Origin of the sequence: Rathayibacter sp. AY1C1, assembly GCF_002932105.1 — a bacterium.
In the GTDB taxonomy this organism is placed as follows: domain Bacteria; phylum Actinomycetota; class Actinomycetes; order Actinomycetales; family Microbacteriaceae; genus Rathayibacter.
In genome coordinates, this window is record NZ_PSWH01000051.1 from 1 (window position 1) to 17,736 (window position 17,736).

Consider the following 17,736-nt stretch of genomic DNA (forward strand, 5'->3'; position numbering starts at 1 on the left):
GTGCTCCCCGCGGGCGCCGGGCCGGAGGGAGCCGGTGGGGTCGAGCAGGAGCGCGCCCTCGGCGGTGAGCGAGCCGGCGTCGGCGCCCCCGCCTGCCCGCCCGAGGGCGACGCCGGCACCGGCATGGTGGCGACCAACTCCGTCGCCCCGCGCACCGGCAACGTCAGCGCCGGCACCAGCATCTTCGCCATGGTCGTCCTCGAGGGCCCGCTGGAGAGCGTGCACCACGAGCTCGACCTCGTCGCGACCCCCGCCGGCGACCTCGTCGCGATGGTCCACTGCAACAACGGAGCCAGCGAGCTCGCCGGCTGGGTCGGCCTGTTCTCGCGGTTCGCCGCCGCGTCCGGCGGACCCTCCGACAGCGACGCCGTCTACGGCACCCTCTTCGCCGAGGCGCTCGAGGGCGAGGCGGACGCGGGCGGACTGCTCGCCTACAACCACCTCGCGGGCGAGCCCATCGCCGGGCTCGTCGAGGGCCGCCCGCTCGTCGTGCGCACCCCCGACTCGCGCCTCACCCTCGCCAACTTCATGCGCGCGCAGCTCTACGGCGTGTTCGGCACGCTGGCTCTGGGCATGCGCGTCCTCGCGGGCGAGGGCGTCCGGATCGACGAGATGTTCGCGCACGGAGGCATGTTCCGCACCGCCGGGGTCGCCCAGCGCTTCCTCGCCGGCGCGCTCGACGCCCCCGTCTCGGTCGCCGCGACCGCCTCCGAGGGCGGCCCGTGGGGCATGGCGGTGCTCGCCGCCTACCGCCTGCAGAGCGGAGTCGCGCTCGACGCGTACCTCACCGATCAGGTCTTCGGCGACTCCGGCTTCGAGACCGTCGCCCCCGACGCGGACGACGTCGCCGGCTTCTCCGCCTACCTCGAGCGCTACCGCGCCGGCCTCGCCGTCGAGCAGACCGCCGTCGAGACCCTCACCGACCCGCAGAACCAGGGAGCCACCGCATGACCACCCAGACCCCCGCCGTCGAGGAGGCGATCGCCCGCGTCCGCGAGGACGTCGCGCGGCTGCACTCCGAGCTCGTCCGCTACGGCCTCGTCATCTGGACCGGCGGCAACATCTCGGGCCGCGTGCCCGGCGCCGACCTCTTCGTGATCAAGCCCAGCGGCGTCTCCTACGACGACCTCGCGCCCGAGAACATGATCCTCTGCGACCTCGACGGGAACGTCGTCCCCGGCACCCCCGGCAGCGACCGCAGCCCCTCCAGCGACACCGCGGCGCACGCCTACGTGTACCGCGAGATGCCCGAGGTCGGCGGAGTCGTGCACACGCACTCCACCTATGCGACCGCGTGGGCGGCCCGCGCCGAGTCGATCCCCTGCGTCATCACCGCGATGGCCGACGAGTTCGGCGGGGAGATCCCCATCGGCCCGTTCGCGATCATCGGCGACGACTCCATCGGCCGCGGCATCGTCGCGACCCTCAGCGGCCACCGCTCGCGCGCGGTCCTGATGCAGAACCACGGCGTCTTCACCATCGGCAAGGACGCGAAGGACGCCGTCAAGGCGGCCGTCATGGCCGAGGACGTCGCCCGCACCGTGCACCTCGCGCGCCAGGGCGGCGAGCTCGTCCCCATCCCGCAGGAGTCGATCGACGCCCTGTTCGACCGCTACCAGAACGTCTACGGACAGAACCCCACCGGAGCCATCGCATGAGCGTGTACCAGAGCATCATCCCCGACCTCGCCACCCGCACCGTCTGGTTCCTGACCGGCAGCCAGGACCTCTACGGCGAGGACACCCTCCGCCAGGTCGCCGAGCAGTCGCAGGCCGTCGTCGCGCAGCTGAACGAGGCGGGCGCGATCCCCGTGACCGTCGAGTGGAAGCCGGTGCTGAAGAGCTCCGACGCCATCCTCCGCACCATGATCGAGGCGAACTCCGACGACTCCGTCGTGGGCGTCATCACCTGGATGCACACCTTCAGCCCCTCGAAGATGTGGATCCACGGCTTCGACGCGCTCGCCAAGCCGCTGCTGCACTTCCACACCCAGGCGAACGTCGCCCTGCCGTGGCAGGACATCGACTTCGACTTCATGAACCTCAACCAGGCCGCGCACGGCGACCGCGAGCACGGCTACATCCTCAGCCGGATGAGCGTGCCCCGGAAGACGGTCGTCGGCCACGCGAGCGACGCCCGCGTCACCGAGGCCATCGGCACCTGGTCGCGCGCGGCCGCCGGCTGGTCCGCCTCGCAGAGCATGAGAGTCGCCCGCTTCGGCGACAACATGCGCAACGTCGCCGTCACCGAGGGCGACAAGACCGAGGCCGAGATCCGCCTCGGCGTCAGCGTCAACACCTGGGGCGTGAACGAGCTCGTCGAGCGCGTCGACGCCGCCACCTCCGAGCAGATCGACGCCCTCGTCGCGGAGTACCTCGAGAGCTACGACGTGGTCCCCGAGCTGCTCCCCGGCGGCGAGCGCCACGAGTCGCTCCGCTACGGCGCCGCGGTCGAGATCGGCCTGCGCTCGTTCCTGGAGGAGGGCGGCTTCGAGGCGTTCACCGACAGCTTCGAGGACCTCGGCGGACTCCGCCAGCTCCCCGGACTCGCCGTGCAGCGCCTCATGGCCGACGGCTACGGCTTCGGCGGAGAGGGCGACTGGAAGACGGCCGTCCTCATCCGCATCGCCGCCGTCATGGGCGCCGGCCTCCCCGGCGGCACCAGCCTGATGGAGGACTACACCTACGACATGACGCCCGGCGAGGAGCTCATCCTCGGCGCGCACATGCTCGAGGTGTCGCCGTCCCTGTCGTCGAAGCGCGCCTCGCTCGAGATCCACCCGCTGGGCATCGGCGGCCGCGAGGACCCGGTGCGCCTGGTCTTCACCGCCGACGCCGGCGACGCGGTCGTGGTCGCGCTGAGCGACGTGCGTGAGCGCTTCCGCCTGGTCGCGAACAAGGTCCGGAACGTCGAGCCGCCCCAGACGCTTCCGCACCTGCCCGTCGGCCGCGCCGTCTGGCAGCCCGCTCCGGACTTCGGCACCAGCGCCGCCGCCTGGATCACCGCCGGTGCCGCGCACCACACGGTGATGACGACGCAGATCGGCCTGGAGGCGTGGGAGGACTTCGCCCGCATCGCCGGCGTCGAGCTCCTGGTGATCGACGAGTCGACCACCCTCCGCGGCTTCGAGTCCGACATCCGCTCGAACGCGGCGTACTACCGCCTGTCCCAGGGCCTGTAGATCCTGCGAGGCCGGACGGCCGGCTCCCTGCGGGGGGCCGGCCGTTCCGTCGTTCCCGGCGAGCCGCCGGGTCGGGGCGGGGGGCCCGCCGCCGAGACCGACCTGGATCACGTCGGCGATCGAGGTCGGATCGCCCTCTCCGGCCCGTTCGGCGCCCGCTGCAGCGTCCTGGCCCCGGTTGCGGACGCGGTCGCAGCACGACGGAGGCCGGGAGGCCCGGACGGCCCTCGCGGGCAGTCGGTCCTTCCGGCCTCCGGGACGCAGGCGTGCGGCGGGCGGTCAGTCGCGCGAGGTCGAGAACGCCGCGTCGAAGGCGTCGGCCGGCGGCGTGATCGCGTTGAGCTTCCGCACGAAGGCCAGGGCCTCGGGGGCGCCGTCGAGGCGGTCCATGCCGGCGTCCTCCCACTCGACGCTGGTCGGGCCGGTGTAGCCGATCGCGTTGAGCGCGCGGAACACCGGCTCCCACGGGACGGCGCCGTGCCCGGTCGAGACGAAGGTCCACCCGCGGCGCGGGTTCGCCCACGGCAGGTGCGAGCCGAGGACGCCGTTGCGGCCGTCGAGGTTGGTGACCGACTCCTTCACGTGCACGTGGAAGATGTGGTCGGCGAAGTCGAGCACGAACGCGACGCTGTCGAGCTGCTGCCAGACGAAGTGCGACGGGTCGAAGTTGAAGCCGAACGAGGCGCGGTGGCCGATCGCCTCGAGGGTGCGCTTGGCGGTCCAGTAGTCGTAGGCGATCTCGCTCGGGTGCACCTCGAGCGCGTAGCGGACGCCGACCTCCTCGAAGACGTCGAGGATCGGGTTCCAGCGGTCGGCGAAGTCCTGGTAGCCGGCGGCGATCCACTCGTCGGAGGCGGGCGGGAACATGGCCACGCCCTTCCAGATCGACGAGCCGGAGAAGCCGTTGACCTGCGTCACGCCGAGCGCGGCGGCGAAGCGGGCGGTGTCCTTGAGGTCCTGGGCTGCGCGCTGCCGGACGCCCTCGGGGTCGCCGTCGCCCCAGACGCGGTCGCTGAGGATGTCGCGGTGGCGCTCGTCGATCGGGTCGTCGCAGACCGCCTGGCCGGTGAGGTGGTTCGAGATCGCGAAGACCTGGAGGCCGTTGCGCTCGAGGATGTCCTTCCGGCTCTGCACGTACTCCGCGTCGTCCCAGCGCGCCACGTCGATGTGGTCGCCCCAGCAGGCGATCTCGAGGCCGTCGTAGCCCCACTCCCCCGCGAGGCGCGCCACCTCCTCGAAGGGGAGGTCCGCCCACTGGCCGGTGAAGAGGGTGATCGGTCGCGTCATCGCGGATTCCTAACTCTCGACTCCCGCGCGCCGTCGCACCGGGAGAGGTAATTTGAGGGTTCACGCAACATATCAGGCACTCCCGCGAGCCCGAAAGGAACCGATCATCGCCCCGATCGCCGGCGCACTGTCGCGCACGCCCACCCTCGTCACCGCCACTGCGGCCCCGACCTGGGAGGAGGGCCTGATCGTCGGCAGCGGCCGCGTCGGCGCCGTGGTGCACGGCCCGGCCGACTCCCTGACCGTCCCGCTCGCCCACGAGCGCTGGTTCCTCCCCGTCAATCCGCGCCCGGACGCGCCCGACCTCGCCGGCGTCCGCGACGAGCTGCGCGGCGCCCTGCTGGCCGGCGACTCCGACACCGCCACCGCCCTGCTCGCCCGCGCCGCCCGCGACAGCGGCTACGACGGCGGCCTGATCTGGACCGACCCGCTCGGCCTCTGCGCGACCGTCACGCTGCGCACCCCCGGCGGCGTCGCCTCCGCGGTCCGCCTGATCGATCCGCTCGGCGGCGAGGCCGCGGTGGAGTGGACCGACGAGGACGGCGGCCGCCACGCCGTGCGCCTGCTCGCCCCGCACGGCGGCGAGGGCGTCCGGCTGGCTCTGGAGTCCTCCGCGGACACCGTCGTCACCGTCGAGCTCGCGCTCGGGGCCGGCGAGGCGACCTCCTTCGACACCGGCGTGCCCGACGCCTCGGCCGTGGTCTCGTCGCACGTCGAGGGCGGCGCCTCCGCGGTGCTCACGGCCGAGGCGGGCGAGGGCCCGACCGCGATCCGCGCCGTGACGCGGGCGACGAGCGGAGCGACGTGGCGCGTGGCCGGGGGCGCCGCCGTCTCGGACGTGGAGATCTCCGCGGGGGTCGCCCGCGTGCTCCGGCTGGACGTCGCGATCGGCGCGGCTCCCGACGCCTCCGCCGACCTCTCCTGGGAGGAGCTGCGCGACGCCCAGCGCGAGGGGCACGGCCGGCTGGTCGGCGCCTCCGTGCTGGATCTCGACGGCGCCTCCGACGCCGAGCTGACCGAGGACCTGTGGGACGCCGCCCGCTCCGGCGACGCGGGCGCCCGTCGCCGCGTGGTCGAGCTGGCCTGGCTGAGCGGCCGGGCCAACATCGTCGCGTCGACCGGCGAGCTGCCGCCGACGCTGCAGGGCGTCTGGCAGGGCACCTGGCGGCCGGCGTGGTCGGCCGACTACACGCTGAACGGCAACGTCCAGAACGGAGCGATGGCGGGCATGATCCCGACCGGCACGCCCGAGCTGGCGCTGTCGATCCTGGAGCTGGTGCTGCCGCACCTCGACGACTACCGCGACAACGCGCGCCTCGTCTACGGGTCCGAGGGGATGCTCCTGCCGTCGCGGATGTCGACCCACGGCCGCGCCGACCACTTCGCGGCGAGCTACCCGCACCCCTTCTGGACGGGCTGCGGCGGCTGGGTGCTGCGCCTCGCCGCCGACGCCGTCGCGGCCACGGGAGACCGCGGCATCGTCGACGACCGGCTGTGGGAGCTGGCCGAGGGCGTGCTGCGCTTCGCCGAGACCGGGACGACCGTGGTCGACGGGGTGCGCCGAATCGTCCCCTCCTATTCCCCCGAGAACACACCGGGTGGTGCGCGCTCGCCGATCGCGGTCGACGCGACGATCGACGTCGCCGTGCTGCGGGACGCCGCGCGGGCGACGGCGCTGCTCGGGCGGGCCCGCGGCGACGACTCGCTCGACGAGCGCTGGGCGCGGGTGGTGGCGGAGCTGCCGGAGTACCGGGTCGCCGAGGACGGCACGCTGGCGGAGTGGATCGACCCGCGGTTCGCGGAGGAGATCGCGCACCGGCACGCGTCGCAGCTGTACCCGCTCTGGTACGCGGGCGACGCGGCCTTCGAGGGCCCCGGCGCCTCCGCGGTGCGGCTGCGGGCCGCCGCGGCGGCGACGGTGGCGGCGAAGATCGCGTGGCGGGCCGAGGCGCCGACCGCTCCTCCCGGGCGGATGGAGATGGCGTTCGGGCTGGTGCAGGTGGGCGTCGCGGCGGCGGCGCTGGGTGACGGGGAGGCGGCGCTGACCTGCGCGGAGTGGCTCGCGGTCGAGCACTGGTCACCGACCCTGACGACCCGGCACGACGCGGGGCGGATCTTCAACCTCGACGCCAGCGGCGGACTGCCGGGGCTCGTGGCGGCGATGCTGCTGGGATCGGATGACGAGACGCTGACGGTGCTGCCGGCACTGCCGTCCGCGTGGGCGCGGGGTGCCGTGACGGGGCTGCGCGCGCGCGGCGGGGTGGTCGTGGACCGGCTGGAGTGGTCGCCGGGGCGGGCGTCGCTGTGGGTGCGGCGGGTGCCGGGCGCGGAGTGGCTGGCACCGGCGGGCGGGACGCGGGTGCGCACGCTGCGCGACGCGGTGCTGCGGGTCGACGGGCGCGAGGTGTCGAGCGGGCTGGAGCTCGGTGCGGAGGCGGTGCGCGTGGACGTGGAGTGGCGCGGCTGAGGGCGCTGCGGAGGGTCCGGCTGCGGCACGCGGAACGAGCTCCGGTCCGCCGACGGAGGCGGAGCAGCGCACCGGGTGTCGTCCCCGCTGGCCGCCGGACCCGCCGTGTGGCCGCGTCGATGTGAGAACGAGACGCGCGCCGGATGCGGTGGGGTCGGTTCAGCTCCGCGAGTGCCCGTAGCGGTCGTAGACGCGGTTGCGAGCCGCCCGCTCGGCGGCGGGCAGGCGCTGCGCATCGGCGATCTCGTAGACGCCGAAGGTGTCGCGCAGGCGCGAGGCCGGGTCGATCTCGACGAAGGTGCACCAGGGCAGCCAGTGGTGGTGGCTGCGCAGGGTCTGGGTCGCGAAGTCGCCGCTCTCGTGGCCGAGGCCGGGCATCGCGTAGCCGATGCTGCCGTCGACGTCGGTCGACTGGCGGGTGTTGCGGTGCAGGAACTCGGCGAAATCGAGGTAGTGCTCGTCGCCCGTGATCAGGTGCAGTCGGTAGTAGCTGTACGAGCAGGCCGCCATGTAAACGTCGGCGCCGCCGCCGAGGGTGATGATGCTCTGTCCGCTGATCGAGTACCGGTTGAAGGGATGCGCCCAGGGCGCGCGGACCGGGAAGGACCACGCGTAGGTCCAGGTCTCCGTGTAGTCGGCGGCGCGGACGGCGCCCTCCAGCCAGCGCGGCTCCTCCGTCAGGTCGTACAGCGCGAGGAAGCCGAACAGCCCGTAGATGCCCGCCTCCTTGTCCTGGATGTCGGCGTTGTCGCAGGTGCCGCCGCGGTACTCCAGCGTGCGGTGGATGTTCGCGAACGACCACTCGCCGGCGCGCACGGCGGACGCGCGGTAGCGCCCCTCCCCCGTCACGAGGTGCAGCTGCACGAGGAAGCGGATCACGCTCGGGGTGTTCGAGCGCGAGTCCATCCGCACCGAGCCGTCGGCGTTGTAGGCGCGGTGGAAGCTGCCGTCGGCGTCCTGCACCTCGAGCAGCCAGTCGGCGGTCCGCCGGCAGAACTCGAGCCAGAGCGGGCGCTCGTCGCCGAGGTCCCGCAGGTGCAGGTAGGCGTCGAGGATCGCCTCGACGCCGTCGGCGAGCATCCGCAGGTAGTGCGGGTACGGCTCGAAGCCGCCGAGCGAGGGGTTGAAGCACATCCGCGGCGGGCCCGACTCGGGCAGCGCGGTCCGCGCCCAGAAGTCGACGATGCCGACGCCCTGCTCGAACGCCTCCGGCACGCCCTCGCGGTCGCCGTAGCGCAGCAGCTGGTAGCCGATGCCCGGCTGCTGCCCGACGAAGCCGAACTGGAAGGAGACGCTCGAGACGTCGAGGTCCGGCAGCTGACAGGCGAACGGCAGGCCCCAGGAGTCGCCGTAACGGCGGGTGAGGCGCTGGAGGATCGCCATGCCGTGGTGGAAGTGCCGCTCGTTGTCGACCTCGAACAGGTCGTCGCGGAGCCGGGCGTAGGTGCTGCGCCAGGTGGCGCGCATCATCGTCGCGAAGTCGTCGTACCGGCCGAGGTCGACCGCGACGGCGTAGCGCTGGCGGAAGCCGACCTCGACCGGGTGGTTCACCCGCTGCAGGGCCTTCGGGGCGGCGTCGTAGTCGAGGCCGGAGTAGGGGTTGTCGATCGGGCGCTCGCCGTCGGCGCCCGGGTGGACGTAGTCGATCGACAGGCCCGCGGGCGGCACGTCGAGCGGGGTCCGCACGCCGAAGCCGTAGTAGAGGTAGTTCAGCGTCGTGCCCTGCGGGCGGCTCAGGCCGATCGAGCCGACGGTGCACTCCGGGTCGGTGAAGTTCTCCGAGCGGACCACGTCCAGGCGCGGCAGCGTCGCGTCGGCCGCCCAGCGCGAGAGCGCCACGGTCTCGCCGGTCGCGAGGCTCTGCGCGGCGAACAGCGGCAGCGCATAGTGCGTCTCGGTGCGCCAGAAGTACTCGCTGCCGGGGTCGCGGCCCATCGCGTCGGCGGGACCGAAGGCGTTGTCGCGGTACCAGGCGCCGGGGGCGAAGCACTCGTAGTCGCGGAGGTCGTCGGACCCGGTCAGCCCGAGCGAGACGGCGGTGGAGAAGCCGAGGTCGCCGCCGGCCGCCAGCACCTCGACGTCGCGGTGCACGGAGAATCCGTCGCCCGCGACGCGCCAGACGTCGGTGACGGCGAAGGCCGACCCGGAGCGGACGGTGATCGTCCCGCTCGCGGTGATCGCCCCCTCCGACAGCGAGACGTCGTCGTAGGGCGCGCCGGAGTACTCGCTGATCGCGGCGACGGTCTTGACCGTGACGCGCAGCGGCCGGTCGTTCGCGTGAAGGACGCGCTCGCCCTTGAGCACCTCGAGGCCGCCCGCCTCGACGCGGAGGGTGTAGTCGCCGGAGCGCAGTTCCACGGTGGTTCCTTCCCGGAGGGTCATCTCAGCTCTTCTCGTCGTGCGCGCGGGGGCCGGCCGATGCGGCGGCCCCCGCCGGCTCATCCTCGAGCCGCTGCGCCCCGGGATCGAAGCGCCGCGAGCCCGGCCGGAACAGCAGCGCCACGCCGCCCTCGACCAGGCCCGCGAGCAGCAGCAGGATCGCGAACGGGATCAGCGAGATCTCGGCCCACGCGCCCATCACCGGCATCACCAGTCCGGCCGCCGTGAAGCTGACCGTGCCGAGGATCGCCGTGACGCTGCCCGCCTCGCTCGACGGGCCCTGCAGCGAGAGGTACTGCACCGGGGCGAAGCCGAGCGAGCGGCCGGCCAGCGCGAACGTCAGCGCGCCGACGACGACGAGCAGCGGCTGCGTGCCGGTGAGCGCGAGCACCGCGACCACGACGGCGCCGAGCGCCGTGACGATCGCCGAGGCGGACATCGCGAACCGGGGTCCGAACCGCGGCACGATCACCCGTCCCGTCGTCTGCCCGACCGCGATCGTCACGAGCGAGGTGACCAGGAACAGCAGCCCGTACAGGTCGGGCCCGACCGCGTAGACGTTCGTGTAGAGGAAGGGAGCGGTCGCGAGATACGCGAAGCCGACCGACCAGCCCGCGGCCGAGGCGGCGGCGAGCGCCAGCACGCGCGGCCGGCGGAGCATCCCGAAGGAGTTGCGCAGCGACGGGCCGAGCCCGCCCTGGTGCCGCCGCTCGCGGGGCAGCGTCTCGGGCAGCACCAGGAGCGCGATCACGGTCGCGAGCGCTCCCCAGGCGGCGACCGCGAGGAAGGAGCCGCGCCAGTCGATCACCTTGGTCAGCTGCGCGCCGACGGAGGGCACCAGGATCGGGAAGACCGAGACGATCACGGCGAGGTTCGCGAGCATCGTGACGAGCCGCTTGCCGCTGTAGAGGTCGCGGACGATGGCGGTGACGACGACGCCCGCGGCGGTGCAGGCGGCGCCCTGGACGAAGCGGGCCGAGAGCAGCACGGCGGTGTCGGAGGTCATCGCCGCGACGAGGCTCGCCGCGATGTGCAGCGCCGCCGAGACGCCGAGCGGCCACTTGCGGCCGACCGCGTCGCTGAGCGGTCCTGAGATGAGCTGGCCGGCCGCGAAGCCGAAGGTGGCGCCGGTGACGACCAGCTGGGCGGTCGCCACCGAGACGCCGAGATCGTCCTGCAGCGTCGGCAGGAACGGCAGCACCAGGTCGATGGTGAGCGGCCCGAAGCCGACGAGCATCGCGAAGATCGGCAGCAGGAGGCGGCCGCGGGGCATCGCTTGGACGGCGGGGGAGGCGGTGGAGGCGGTCATGAGCGCGGAGCGCAGGTCACGGAGGGGATCCTGTCCATCAGCTCCCGGCCGAGACCGGGAAGTAGAGCGAGAAGGGTTCGTCGACGACCTCGTGCAGAGGCCGGAAGCGGACGGCGGCGGGCTGGCCGACGGCGCGGTATCCGCGCAGCCACTGGGTCCACTGCCGCTCGTTGTCGGGGGCGAGCAGGGCGGGGGCGTCCTCGAGGCGCCCCCGCAGCGCGATCTCGCGGTCGACGAGGCCGGCCAGCACGATCGGGCCCTCGACGAAGGCGACCGTGCCCGGCTCGTCCGGGATCGGCACGGCGCGGATCTCGGTGCCGAAGGCGAGGTCGACGCTCGTGCGGCCTCCGGGGTGCTCGATCAGGAGCGCGCCGTCGCCCGCCCGGACGCGCTCGGCGTCGCCCGCGACCCCCGGCTCGCCGACGGTCCACTCCGGCACCCGCAGCCGCACGTGCAGCGCGACCCCCTCCTCCGAGACGATCTCGACCCGGATCCGCGAGGCGGTGGGGCGGTGCACGTCGCCCGCGGCACCCGCGTTGGCGTCCGGGCCGACGTAGCCGGCGGTGTCGAGCACCTCGACCCGCACCGCCGCGTCGCCGGCGGCGGTCGGCAGGCGCAGGCTCGCGTCGACGTGCTGCGCGATCGTCAGCTCGGCGTCGCCGCCGCGGTAGAAGACGAGCCCGGAGTGGCGCGTGTGCGCCTGCACCAGCGTGCCGTGGCAGCACCAGAAGTCCTCGGTCGGGCTGCCCCAGTCCTTGCGGGCGCCGCCCTCGAGCGGCAGGAAGTAGGCGACCATCCCGGTCCGCGGGTTCTGCTGGGCGAGGAGGCCGTTCCAGAGGTTCCGCTCGATGTAGTCGGCGTAGGCGAGGTCGCCGGTCCAGCGCAGCAGCACGTCGGCCAGCCGGATCATGTTGTAGACGACGCAGTGCTCCTGCGTCTTCTCGCCGCGGCGAGCGGCGAACGCGAAGGGCGGCGTCCAGATCTCGCCGGAGGTCTGACCGCCCGTGCAGAAGGTGCCGCGGAGGGTGACCGCCTGCTCCCAGTAGGCCTCGACGATCGTCCGCCAGCGCTCGTCGCCGGTGACCTCGTAGGCGCGGGCGGCGCCGAGGACCTCGGGGATCGTGGTGTTGGCGTGCATGTTGGTCAGCACGTCGCGGCCCTCGAGCAGGCCCTCGAAGAGGGAGCGGCGGTCGTAGCGGCCGAGCAGCTCGGTGTAGACGGGGTCGCCGGTGATCGCGAGGAGGTCGGCCCAGACCTCGAGCATGCCGCCGGTCTCGACCTCGAGGATCTCCTGGAACGCGGCGTCGTCGAATCCGCGGACCCACTCCAGCAGCGGGACCGTGGCGGCCCGCGCCATCCGCAGCGCCCGCTCGTCGCCGAGGTCGAGGTGCAGGTCGACGAGGCCCATCAGCAGCTTGTGCATCGCGTACTGCGGCGCCCAGATGGGGCGGCCGGTCGCGAGGCGGTCGAGGTAGCCGCGCGGGATCGCCCAGATCCAGCCACCGCCGTTCTCCTCCTGGCAGCGCTCGAGACCGTCGAGCACGGAGTCGATCCGGACGCGGAGCAGCGGGTCGCCGGTGACCGCGACCTCACGGGCCGCGGCGGAGAGCCAGTGGCCGAGGAAGTGCCCGCGCAGCTGCGAGCCCGGCGTCTCCCAGCCCCAGTACCGGTCGAGACCGCGGGCCTCGCGCGAGTCCTGCGAGGGGTGCAGGTGCCAGCCCTGGTCGCCGATCCCGGCCTCGATCAGGAAGTTCTGCAGCAGGCCCTCGTCGGTGAGCGAGAGGAGGTAGTCGCGGTTGAGCCGCCGCCGCGCGTCGAGCACCCCGCGCTCCAGGCGGGTCTCGTGCGGGGCCGGGTGGGTCAGCGGCATGGGTGCTCCTCGTCGAGGCGGTGGGTGGTGGGGGTGAGCGGTGCGAGCGGTGGTCGATCGGCGCGGGTCGATCCGCGCGGTGGTCCCTCCGACCGAGGGTCGAGATCGATCTCTCGCTGTACTCAGACCAGGATCGACGATAGGAATGGGGACATGCAATCCCCGAGAGTGATCCATCTCGTCGCCGATGACGTGTCCGCCCTCCTCACTCAGTCGGGAGGCGACCTGCCCGTGCTGCTGCACTGGGGTCCGCGACTCGACGCGAGCGACGACGATCTCGCAGCTTTCGCAAGAACTCCCGTGCGGACGGGGATCGAGGGCTCCTCCGACGTCCCCTACGAGCCCGGGATCCTGCCCGAGCACACCTTCGGCTGGGCCGGCCTGCCGGGTCTCCGGGTGCACCGGGAGGGCGCCGGCTGGTCGCCGAGGCTGACCGTGGACGCCGTCTCGGTGGACGGGGAGGCCCTCGCGGAGGGCGCGGTCGCGCAGGCCGGCAGCGCCGCTGTGACCATCGAGGCGCACGACGCGCAGGCCCGGATCGGGGTGGTCCTAGAGATCGTTCTCTCTCCTGCCGGACTGCTCAGGACCCGCGTCTCGGTCCGCAACGACGGCGCCGGGCACCTGGAGGTGATCGGCGTCGACCCCGCCCTCCGGATCCCGACCGAGGCCCGCGAGATCCTGGACTTCTCCGGCCGCTGGGGCACCGAGAAGATCCCCCAGCGCCACCCCGTCGTCACCGGCACCCACTCCCGCTCCTCGCGGCGCGGCCGCACCGGCCTGGACGCGACGACGGTCGTCGCGGTCGGCACCCCCGGCTTCGACTCCGCCGACGGCCGGGTCTGGCTCTGCCACGTCGGCATCGGCGGCAACCACGAGCACGCGGTGGAGCGCGGCGACGGCTGGCTCGCCTTCCGGGGCGGCGAGCTGCTCCTGCCCGGCGAGGTGCGCCTCGCGAGCGGCGAGAGCTACTCCTCCCCCTGGATCTCCGGCAGCTTCGGCCACGGCCTCGACGCCGCGGCCGCCCGCTTCCACGCCCACCTCCGCGGGGTCTCCCGCTCCTCGCGCCGGCCGCGCCCGGTGACGCTCAACGTCTGGGAGGCGGTCTACTTCGACCAGGACCTCGCCGTCCTCGCCGAGCTGGCCGACCGCGCCGCCGCCCTCGGGGTCGAGCGCTACGTGCTCGACGACGGCTGGTTCCTCGGCCGCAGCGACGACCGCGCCGGCCTCGGCGACTGGACGCCCGACCCCGTCGCCTGGCCCGACGGCCTCCTCCCCCTCTCCGAGCACGTCCGCGGCCTGGGCATGGAGTTCGGCCTCTGGGTCGAGCCCGAGATGATCAACGAGGACTCCGACCTCGCCCGCGCGCACCCCGACTGGATCCTGCGGGCCCGCGAGGAGCTGCCGCCGCGGTTCCGCTTCCAGCAGGTGCTCGACCTGACGAACCCCGACGCGTTCGCGCACATCCTCGGCGTGCTCGACGGCCTGGTCGCCGACCTCGGCGTCGCGTACCTCAAGTGGGACCACAACCGCGACCTGATCGACGCGGGCCACCCCGCCACCGGGACGGCGGCGGTGCACGAGCAGACGCTCGCGCTGTACCGGCTGATCGACGAGCTGCGCGCCCGGCACCCGGAGCTCGAGATCGAGAGCTGCGCCTCCGGCGGCGGCCGGGTCGACCTGGGGATCCTCGAGCGCACCGACCGCGTGCACACCTCCGACAACCAGGACCCGCTGGACCGCTCGCGGATGCTGCGCTGGACCGGGCTGCTCGTGCCGCCGGAGATGCTCGGATCGCACGTCGCCTCGCCGGTCAACTCCGTCACCGGTCGCACCAGCGACCTGCACACCCGCTGCGCGATCGCCTTCCTCGGCCACTTCGGGATCGAGTGGGACCTCCGCGAGCTGGACGCGGAGGAGGAGCCCGTGCTGGCGGGCTGGATCGCGGCGTACCGCGAGCACCGCGGCCTGATCGCGACCGGCCGGGTCGTCGGAGGCGACGACTCCGACCCCGACGCGCCGTCGCTGCGCGGCGTCGTCGCGCCGGACGGCTCGGAGGCGCTGTACACGCTGGTCACGCCCGCGCTGACCGCGGACTCGCGCCGCCGCGTCCGCCTCCCGGGCCTGGATCCGCGGGCGCGCTACCGGATCGAGACCGCGCGCCCCGGCTCGCTCGGCCCGCCCTGGCAGAGCCCGCACTGGCTGGAGTCGACGGTGCCGCTGGACTCCGACGCCCCGGCCCCCGCCTACCCGGGGAGCCTGCTGGGCGAGGCGGGCCTGGACCTGCCGACCTTCCACGCCGACCGCGCGATCGTCCTGCGGCTCGTCCGCGAGACCGCGTGAGCACCGCCGCCGATCCCGGCGTCCTCGACACCGCCGCCGCCGGAACCGCCGCCGCCGATTCGTCCGCCACCACCCTGGAGCACCCCGTGAACAGCACCGTCACCGTCGACCTCGACCGCCCCGGCGCCACCATCAGCCGCCACCTCTACGGCCACTTCGCCGAGCACCTCGGCCGGTGCATCTACGACGGCTTCTGGGTCGGCGAGGACTCGCCCGTCCCGAACGAGGGCGGGATCCGCCTGGACGTCGTCGAGGCCCTCCGCGCCCTCGACATCCCCAACCTCCGCTGGCCCGGCGGCTGCTTCGCCGACCGCTACCACTGGACCAACGGCATCGGCCCGCGCGAGGAGCGTCCCGGCCTGATCAACACCCAGTGGGGCGGAGTCGCGGAGGACAACTCCTTCGGCACCCACGAGTTCATGGCGCTCTGCGAGCTGCTCGGCGCCGACGCCTACATCTCGGGCAACATCGGCTCCGGCACCGTGCAGGAGATGGCGGACTGGGCCGAGTACCTCACCGGCGCGGGCAAGTCGCCGATGGCCGACCTCCGCCGCTCCCACGGCCGGGAGGAGCCGTGGACCGTCCGCTTCTGGGGGCTCGGCAACGAGACCTGGGGCTGCGGCGGCAACATGCGCGCCGGCGCCTACGCCGACCTGGCGCGGCAGTTCGGGACCTTCGTGCAGAGCGGCAACGACACTCCGCTCTACCGCGTGGCGGCCGGAGCCGACGGCGCCGACACCCACTGGACGCAGACGCTGATGGAGGTGATCCCCGAGATCGAGGGACACCCCTTCTCCTCCGTGCCGTGGGAGTCGGTCTCGGTGCACTACTACACGATCGGCGGCAGCTGGCACGCGAAGGGCAGCGCGACCGACTTCGACGCGGACACCTACTGGAGCACGATCGTGGCCGCGCAGGGGATCGAGGAGCTGCTCCGCTCGCACGCCGCGGTGATGGACGTCCACGACCCCGAGAAGAAGTACGGGATGGTGCTCGACGAGTGGGGCACCTGGTGGGACGTGGAGCCGGGGACCCACCCGGGCTTCCTCTTCCAGCAGAACACGATCCGCGACGCGATGGTCGCGGCCTGGCACTTCGACGTCTTCCACGGCTTCGCCGACCGCCTGACGATGGCGAACATCGCGCAGACGGTGAACGTGCTGCAGGCGATGCTGCTGACCGACCCGGACGGCGGCGAGATGGTCCGCACGCCGACGTACCACGTGTTCGAGATGAACAAGGGGCACCACGACGCGACGGTGCTGCCGACCACGGTCGCCGGCCCGACGCACGCGGTCGACGGCCGCGAGATCCCCGTCGCCTCCGCCTCCGCCTCCACGAAGGACGGCCGCGTCCTGGTCTCGCTGACCAACGTCGACCTGGAGGAGCCGCTCGAGGTCTCCCTCGACTTCCGCGGCGGGACCGTGACCGGCGCGACCGGCCGCCTCCTCACCGCCGACCGCCCCGACGCGCACAACCGGCCCGGCGCCGCCGACGAGGTGAGCCCCGTCGCCCTCGAGGGCATCGAGACCACGGCCACAGGCCTGCGGGTCACGCTGCCCCCGCACTCCTTCGCGACCGTGACGCTGGAGCTGTCGTGATCGCCGCACGCACGGAGGCCGCCCGCCGCCCGCCGATGGGCTGGAACAGCTGGGACTGCTTCGGCGCCTCGGTGACGGAGGAGGAGGTGCTCGCGAACGCCGAGTACCTCGCCGAGCACCTCCTGCCGCACGGCTGGGACACGGTCGTCGTCGACATCCAGTGGTACGAGCCCGATCCCGGCACGAGCGACTACCAGGAGGTGTCGGAGCCGGTGCTCGACGACTGGGGGCGCCCGCAGCCCGCCGTAGGACGCTTCCCCTCCGCGGCGACGGGCGGGTTCACGGCGCTGGCCGCGCGCGTGCACGCCCTCGGCCTCCGCTTCGGCGTGCACCTGATGCGCGGCGTCCCCCGCCGAGCGGCCGAGCTCGGCCTGCCGGTGCTCGGGTCGGAGGCGACCTGCGCCGACATCGCCGACCGCGGGAACGTCTGCCCGTGGAACCCCGACAACTACGGCGTCGACATGAGCGCGCCCGGCGCGCAGCAGTACTACGACTCCGTGATGGCGCAGCTGGCCTCGTGGGGCGTCGACTTCGTGAAGCTCGACGACGTGCTCTACCCGCCGATCCAGGCGGAGGAGATCGCCGCCCTCTCCCGCGCGATCGACGCGACCGGCCGCCCGATGGTGCTGAGCCTCTCCCCCGGCAAGCAGCTCTCGCTCGAGAACCTCGAGCTGCTGCGGTCGACCGCGCAGATGTGGCGGATCTCGGACGACTTCTGGGACGACTGGGCGCACCTGCACGAGCAGTTCCAGCGGGCCGCCCGCTGGGCGCCGCACCAGCGCCCCGGCGCGTGGGCCGACGCCGACATGCTGCCGCTGGGGCGGATCGGCGTGCGCGCGCACGTGGGCGAGGACCGGCTCTCGCGGTTCACGCCCGCGGAGCAGCGGACGGTCGTGACGCTGTGGTGCCTGCTCCGCTCGCCGCTGATGATGGGCGGGCACCTCCCGGACACGCCCGCCGACACTCTCGCGCTGCTGACGAACGGCGACGTCCTCGCGCTCCTCGGCAGCGACGGCAGCCGCGAGATCGTCCGCGACGGCGACCTGGTGGTGTGGTCGGCGTGGCGCGGCGACGAGCAGTGGCGCGGAGTGTTCTGGCTGGGCTCGTCGGCGCGAACCTACTCGGCGCACCTGGCCGACCTGGGCTGCTCCGGCGCGACCTCGGCCGTCGACGTGTGGAGCGGCGCCGAGCTGCCGATCGTCGGCGGCGCCGTCGAGCTCGAGCTCGAGCCGCACGGCTGCCGCCTGCTGCGCCTGGCCTGACGCGCGGGCGCCGGGCGCAGCAGGCGGCAGCCGTGCGGCT

At 73.5% G+C, this 17,736-nt stretch carries 11 protein-coding genes; 7 read left to right on the plus strand and 4 right to left on the minus strand.

Features of this window, described 5'->3' with window-relative positions; all coding sequences use genetic code 11:
• The 3 genes from C5C71_RS16420 to araA form a co-directional block, all read left to right on the plus strand.
• The coding region (locus tag C5C71_RS16420) for an FGGY-family carbohydrate kinase (protein ID WP_258068757.1) at nt 1-951 on the plus strand (951 nt) is incomplete at its 5' end.
• A complete protein-coding gene (locus C5C71_RS16425) occupies nt 948-1,658 on the plus strand; it encodes an L-ribulose-5-phosphate 4-epimerase (protein WP_104224687.1) in 711 nt (236 codons plus the stop codon). The genes C5C71_RS16420 and C5C71_RS16425, both read left to right, overlap by 4 nt.
• Nucleotides 1,655-3,181 carry an L-arabinose isomerase gene (gene araA, locus C5C71_RS16430; protein WP_104338108.1) on the plus strand — a complete coding sequence of 509 codons (1,527 nt, stop codon included), beginning with the start codon at nt 1,655-1,657 and terminating at the stop codon, nt 3,179-3,181. The genes C5C71_RS16425 and araA overlap by 4 nt, the downstream gene beginning before the upstream one ends.
• 279 nt (nt 3,182-3,460) lie before the next feature.
• On the opposite strand, the gene C5C71_RS16435 is transcribed toward araA, so the two are convergent.
• Nucleotides 3,461-4,468 (minus strand): sugar phosphate isomerase/epimerase, encoded by a 1,008-nt coding sequence (locus C5C71_RS16435; RefSeq protein ID WP_104226056.1) that lies wholly within the window; start codon nt 4,466-4,468, stop codon nt 3,461-3,463.
• Between the two features lie 52 nt (nt 4,469-4,520).
• Between C5C71_RS16435 and C5C71_RS17395 the strand changes: the two genes are divergently transcribed.
• The gene (locus tag C5C71_RS17395; protein WP_146084516.1) at nt 4,521-6,935 is read left to right on the plus strand and encodes a glycoside hydrolase family 95-like protein; all 2,415 of its coding nucleotides are present in this window, start codon (nt 4,521-4,523) and stop codon (nt 6,933-6,935) included.
• Nucleotides 6,936-7,094: 159 nt separating this feature from the next.
• On the opposite strand, the gene C5C71_RS16445 is transcribed toward C5C71_RS17395, so the two are convergent.
• Genes C5C71_RS16445 through C5C71_RS16455 form a run of 3 tightly spaced genes read right to left on the minus strand, consistent with a single transcriptional unit; the run spans nt 7,095 to nt 12,493 of the window.
• Nucleotides 7,095-9,293 carry a hypothetical protein gene (locus C5C71_RS16445; protein ID WP_104338112.1) on the minus strand — a complete coding sequence of 733 codons (2,199 nt, stop codon included), beginning with the start codon at nt 9,291-9,293 and terminating at the stop codon, nt 7,095-7,097.
• Nucleotides 9,294-9,318: 25 nt separating this feature from the next.
• Nucleotides 9,319-10,623 (minus strand): multidrug effflux MFS transporter, encoded by a 1,305-nt coding sequence (locus C5C71_RS16450; protein ID WP_104338110.1) that lies wholly within the window; start codon nt 10,621-10,623, stop codon nt 9,319-9,321.
• A 37-nt stretch (nt 10,624-10,660) separates the two neighbouring features.
• A complete protein-coding gene (locus tag C5C71_RS16455) occupies nt 10,661-12,493 on the minus strand; it encodes a beta-L-arabinofuranosidase domain-containing protein (protein ID WP_181065750.1) in 1,833 nt (610 codons plus the stop codon).
• Nucleotides 12,494-12,646: 153 nt separating this feature from the next.
• Here C5C71_RS16455 and C5C71_RS16460 point away from each other — a divergent pair, with 153 nt between their 5' ends.
• From C5C71_RS16460 to C5C71_RS16470, 3 genes are read left to right on the plus strand one after another with little or no spacing between them, the layout of a single operon-like run.
• A complete protein-coding gene (locus tag C5C71_RS16460) occupies nt 12,647-14,833 on the plus strand; it encodes an alpha-galactosidase (protein WP_104338111.1) in 2,187 nt (728 codons plus the stop codon).
• Nucleotides 14,830-16,434: an alpha-L-arabinofuranosidase C-terminal domain-containing protein gene (locus C5C71_RS16465; protein ID WP_308471033.1), complete on the plus strand. Its 1,605-nt coding sequence runs from the start codon at nt 14,830-14,832 to the stop codon at nt 16,432-16,434. Before C5C71_RS16460 ends, C5C71_RS16465 begins: the two co-directional genes overlap by 4 nt.
• Nucleotides 16,431-17,696, plus strand: a complete 1,266-nt coding sequence (locus C5C71_RS16470; protein WP_258068759.1) for a glycoside hydrolase family 27 protein — start codon at nt 16,431-16,433, stop codon at nt 17,694-17,696. The genes C5C71_RS16465 and C5C71_RS16470 overlap by 4 nt, the downstream gene beginning before the upstream one ends.
• Nucleotides 17,697-17,736 lie beyond the last annotated feature (40 nt).

Bases quoted from the DNA above. Each gene is read 5' to 3' on its own strand.
- C5C71_RS16435 (WP_104226056.1), bottom strand. From the start codon at position 4,468: ATGACGCGACCGATCACCCTCTTCACCGGCCAGTGGGCGGACCTCCCC.
- araA (WP_104338108.1), top strand. From the start codon at position 1,655: ATGAGCGTGTACCAGAGCATCATCCCCGACCTCGCCACCCGCACCGTC.
- C5C71_RS16455 (WP_181065750.1), bottom strand. From the start codon at position 12,493: ATGCCGCTGACCCACCCGGCCCCGCACGAGACCCGCCTGGAGCGCGGG.
- C5C71_RS16450 (WP_104338110.1), bottom strand. From the start codon at position 10,623: ATGACCGCCTCCACCGCCTCCCCCGCCGTCCAAGCGATGCCCCGCGGC.
- C5C71_RS16460 (WP_104338111.1), top strand. From the start codon at position 12,647: ATGCAATCCCCGAGAGTGATCCATCTCGTCGCCGATGACGTGTCCGCC.
- C5C71_RS16425 (WP_104224687.1), top strand. From the start codon at position 948: ATGACCACCCAGACCCCCGCCGTCGAGGAGGCGATCGCCCGCGTCCGC.